Source organism: Stenotrophomonas sp. P5_B8, from assembly GCF_054049855.1.
Map to the genome: position 1 here is coordinate 1 of NZ_JBFULO010000319.1, position 4,618 is coordinate 4,618.

The 4,618-nt window shown below is 66.3% G+C and carries 2 protein-coding genes; both read left to right on the forward strand.

Annotated elements, in window-relative coordinates; translation table 11 throughout:
* The first annotated feature begins 546 nt into the window (after positions 1 to 546).
* Positions 547 to 3,546, forward strand: coding sequence for a TonB-dependent receptor (locus ACXJKH_RS15390; RefSeq protein WP_457320566.1), 3,000 nt, complete (start codon positions 547 to 549; stop codon positions 3,544 to 3,546).
* 126 nt (positions 3,547 to 3,672) lie between these two features.
* On the forward strand, positions 3,673 to 4,618 hold a 946-nt coding region (locus ACXJKH_RS15395; RefSeq protein ID WP_457320568.1), incomplete at its 3' end, for a cupin-like domain-containing protein.

Here is a 4,618-nt window from a genome sequence, read left to right on the forward strand (position 1 = left end):
GCCTTGAGGTGCGGAATGAGGATGTCGTTGAGGCAGGTCAGGAAGCCCCACATGAAGAAGATCGCGGTGACCACCGTCAGCGCCACGCGGTTGCTTTGCACGTGTTGCCCACGCACTGCAGCAGGGTTGTCCATTGCATGTCCTTGTTGAAGGGTATGCCAGCCATTCGGCGGCCACACATGGAACCCGCTTCGTCATCGATTGTCCAGCGCTGTCACCGGACGGGACATGGGCGGCAAAGGCGGCCTGCTTCGGGCATCCGCGCAGTTTCGTTCTGCACTGCACAACGCGGCCTGCATGCTGCAGCGGCCGCACGGGATACCGCAGGAAACACACCGCAGGCCCTGCGCCACGGTGCTTTACCGGTGGTCGATACGGCCCGGATGACAGCGCTGGACGTGGCGCCCGTGCCGGGCGGATCCGCAATGGCAGGGTCGTTTGTTGACAACGCTGTCAACGATGGYCCCCAATCCGGCCCGTGTGCGGTTGAACCGTGCCATCACGCCGTAGGACGCCATTATCGATTTCCCTGGGGAGGGAGCTTTCATGAAGACGTACAAGGTCGTACCCCGCAAGGCGATGCTCACTTCCGCGCTGCTGGCCGTGCTGGCCAGCCCTGCCTGGGCGCAGGATCCGACCCGCCCGGCCACGGGGGAGGCGCCCGACCCGGCCACGCTGGACGCGGTGCAGGTCACCGGCATCCGCGGCAGCCTCACCTCGTCGATGAACCTCAAGCGCGACAGCCAGGGCGTGGTCGACGGTATCGTCGCCGAAGACATCGGCAAGTTCCCCGATACCAACCTGGCCGAATCGCTGCAGCGCATCAGCGGCGTATCGATCGACCGCACCTCCAGCGGCGAAGGCTCCAAGGTGACCGTGCGCGGCATCGGCCCGGACTTCAACCTGGTGCTGCTCAACGGCCGCCAGATGCCGTCCTCCAACCTCGGCAACGGCGGTGGCGGACTGTCCGGCTCGCGCTCGTTCGACTTCGCCAACATCGCCTCCGAGTCGATCTCGGCGGTGGAGGTGTACAAGACCACCTGCGCCGACAATCCCACCGGCGGCATCGGCGCCACCATCGACATCAAGACGATGCGTCCGCTGGAATCCGAGCCGGTGATCAGCCTCGGCCTGAAGGCGGTCAACGACAGCTCCAACGACAACCTGCCGCGTACCCTGCAGGGCTCCAGCGTCACCGGCGAACWGTCGGGCATCTTCAGCCAGCGCTACGCCGACGACCGCTTCGGCGTGACCCTGAGCGGTAGCTACCAGGAGCGCGACTCCGGCTTCAACCAGGCCACCGTGGCCGAAGGCTGGGCCACCTTCTACGGCAATGAAAGCAGCGACTGGCGCGCCCTGCCGCAGCCGGGCCAAGGCTACGCGGACCGCATCCAGAACCGCCCCGGCCCCACCGATGTGTACGCGCGCCCGCAGAACACCGCCTACAACGTCAATGGCGTGCAGCGCCAGCGCACCAACGGCCAGGCAACCTTGCAGTGGAAGCCAGCGGACAACATCACCACCACGCTCGATTACACCTACGTGGAAAACAAGGTGCAGCAGCAGCGCAGCGAACTCTCGGTGTGGTTCAACTACGGGCCCGGCGACAGCACCTGGACCAACGGCCCGATATCGGCGCCGATCATCTACAGCGAGGACATGACCAACTCGGACGTGTCGATGGGCGGCATGAAGCTGGCCACCAAGAACACCATGGACTCGCTCGGCTTCAACGTGGACTGGGAAGTGAACGACGCGCTGGACCTGTCCTTCGACGTCCACAACTCCACCGCCGAATCCCAGCCGGACGGCCCGTACGGCTCTGCTGGCGTACTCGGCGTGGCCGCCTTCGTGCGCGGCAAGACCACGGTGGATTACAGCGGCGACCTGCCGATCATCAACATCGCGCTGCCGCCGGGCGGCGTGCAGGCCGCCGATGCGCTGGTCACCGGTTCGGTGTTCCAGAACAGCTACAACAAATCCAAGGTGCAGCAGTACCAGGGCCGCGGTACGTTCAAGTTCGCCGACTATTCCGCGCTGGACTTCGGCGTAGGCCACACCAAGGTGGAAAACCGCTCGGCCTCGGCGATCATGCAGCGCGACACGTGGGGCGGCCTGGGCAGTCCGGCCGACTACGATGACAACATCTTGTACGCCGATGACATGGCCAGGTACTTCGATGCGTTCTCCGGCCACAGCGATCCGCGCCTGACCGGGCAGTTCCTGGTATTCGACTTCGACCGCCTGCGCGAGCGCGCCGGCCAGGTCGCCGCCAACGGCGAGCCGCCCTGCCCCACCTGCTACCTGGCGCCCACCGAGTACACCGAAGACATCCGCACCACCGAAACCTCCAAGAGCGCCTACCTGCAGTACCGCACCACCGTCGACGGGTCGATGCCGCTGCATGTGGCCGCCGGCGTGCGCTACGAGCAGACCGAGGTGGAATCGACCGCGCTGGTGCGCGTACCGACCAGCATCAACTGGGGCTCGGCCAATGAGTTCAACCTGGGCTACGCCGCCGAGGGCACCTTCATCGGCGGCAAGGGCAAGTACGACTACGTGCTGCCCAACGTGGACCTGAAGCTGGACCTGTCCGAAACACTCGCGCTGCGCGGCAGCTACAGCCGCAGCATCGGCCGGCCCGGCTGGACCCAGATCGACAGCGGTCGGCGCTTCGACAACATCGTGCGCACCCAGGGCGGCACCGGCTCACGCGGCAACCCGGCCCTGGAGCCGCTGCTGTCGGACAACTTCGACCTGTCGCTGGAGTGGTACTACGGCCAATCCAGTTACGCCTCGGTCGGCTTCTTCCGCAAGAACATCAAGAACTTCATCAGCAACACCATCGTGCGCGACAACAGCGCCGGGCTGCATACGCCGGTGGGCGGCACCTACTGGAACGAGGCATTGGCATCGGGCTGCGGCGTCACCGACATGCCGTGCATCCGCGATTACATCTTTGCCAACCACGACGGCGATCCGGGCGTGACTGCCACCGGCACCAACTCGGCCGGGCAGCGCACCGGCACCATCGTCGGCCAGCCCGGCGACCCGGTGGCCGGGTTCGACATCACCGTGCCGGCCAACCAGCGTTCGGACCACCTGGACGGCTGGGAACTCAGCGTGCAGCAGTTGTTCGGGCAGACCGGTTTCGGCCTGRCCGCCAACTACACCAAGGTGAAGTCCGGGCTGACCTTCGACAACCTGAGCCTGGGCGACCAGTACCCGATGATCGGCCTGAGCGATTCGGCCAACCTGGTGCTGTTCTACGAGAAGTACAACTGGCAGGTGCGTGCGGCCTACAACTGGCGCGACACGTTCCTCAACGGCATCGGTGGCCAGGGCCCGAACCCCAACTACACAGATGCCTATGGCCAGCTGGATCTGAACATCAGCTACGCGGTCAGCGACCAGCTCACCCTGAGCGTGGAAGCGATCAACCTCACCGACGAAACCATGCGCACTTACTCGCGCCACACCAACATGCTGCGCTACGCCACCCAGACCGGCCCGCGTTACATGTTCGGCGTGCGCTACAAGTTCTGATCCCACCCGGGCCGCCCGTCGGTCGGCCGCTCCATACGAGCGGCCGCTCCGCCTTGCGATCGGTCGCTTCACGCGCCTGCCGTGCGCTACGGTGGGCGCCATCCCCTCCATCCCCCGAGGATGTCCATGTCCACCCTGCCCGGCCCGATCGACGAGATCCCGGATCTGGATCCGGCGCAACTGCCCGCGCTGCTGCCGTCGTGGACCACCCCGAAGGTGCTGCGCGGACTGGTCGCCCACTGGCCGATGGTGGCCGCCGCGCGTGACTCGGCGGCGTCCGCGGTGGGCCATCTCAAGCAGTTCGACCATGGCCAGATGCCGGTCACCGCCACCACGGCCGCACCGCAGGCGCAGGGCCGGATCTTCTACAACGCGGACATGAGCGGCTTCAACTTCCGCCGCGAGCAGATCGCGCTGAAGGTAGTGCTGGACACGCTGCTCAAATACCAGGGCGAAGCGGCCCCGCCCACCATCTACGTCGCCTCCACCACGCTCGACAGTTTCCTGCCCGGCTTCGCGGCGGCCAATCCGCTCGCGCTCGGCGTGCACGATCCATTGACCAGCATCTGGATCGGCAACCGCTCGCGCATCGCCGCCCACCAGGACGTGCCGGACAACCTGGCCTGCGTGGCGGCCGGGCGGCGCCGGGTGACGCTGTTCCCACCCGGGCAGATCGACAACCTGTACATCGGGCCGCTGGACTTCACCCCGGCCGGCCAGGCGGTCAGCCTGGTCGACTTCGCCGCGCCGGACCTGCAGCGCTTCCCGCGCTTCCCCCAGGCGCTCGCACAGGCCCAGGTCGCCGAGCTGGGCCCGGGCGATGCGGTGTTCATTCCCTCGTTGTGGTGGCACCACATGGAAGGCCTGGAGGCGTTCAACGTTCTGGTCAACACCTGGTGGCGACCGGTACCGGCGTGGATGGATGCACCGATGAATGCCCTGATGCTGGCGATGTTGGCCCTGCGCGAGCTGCCACCCACGCAACGCGCGCACTGGCGGGAGATGTTCGATCACTACGTGTTCGAGGCCGACGAGGGAACCCGCGCGCATATTCCCGCACACGTGCGCGGCG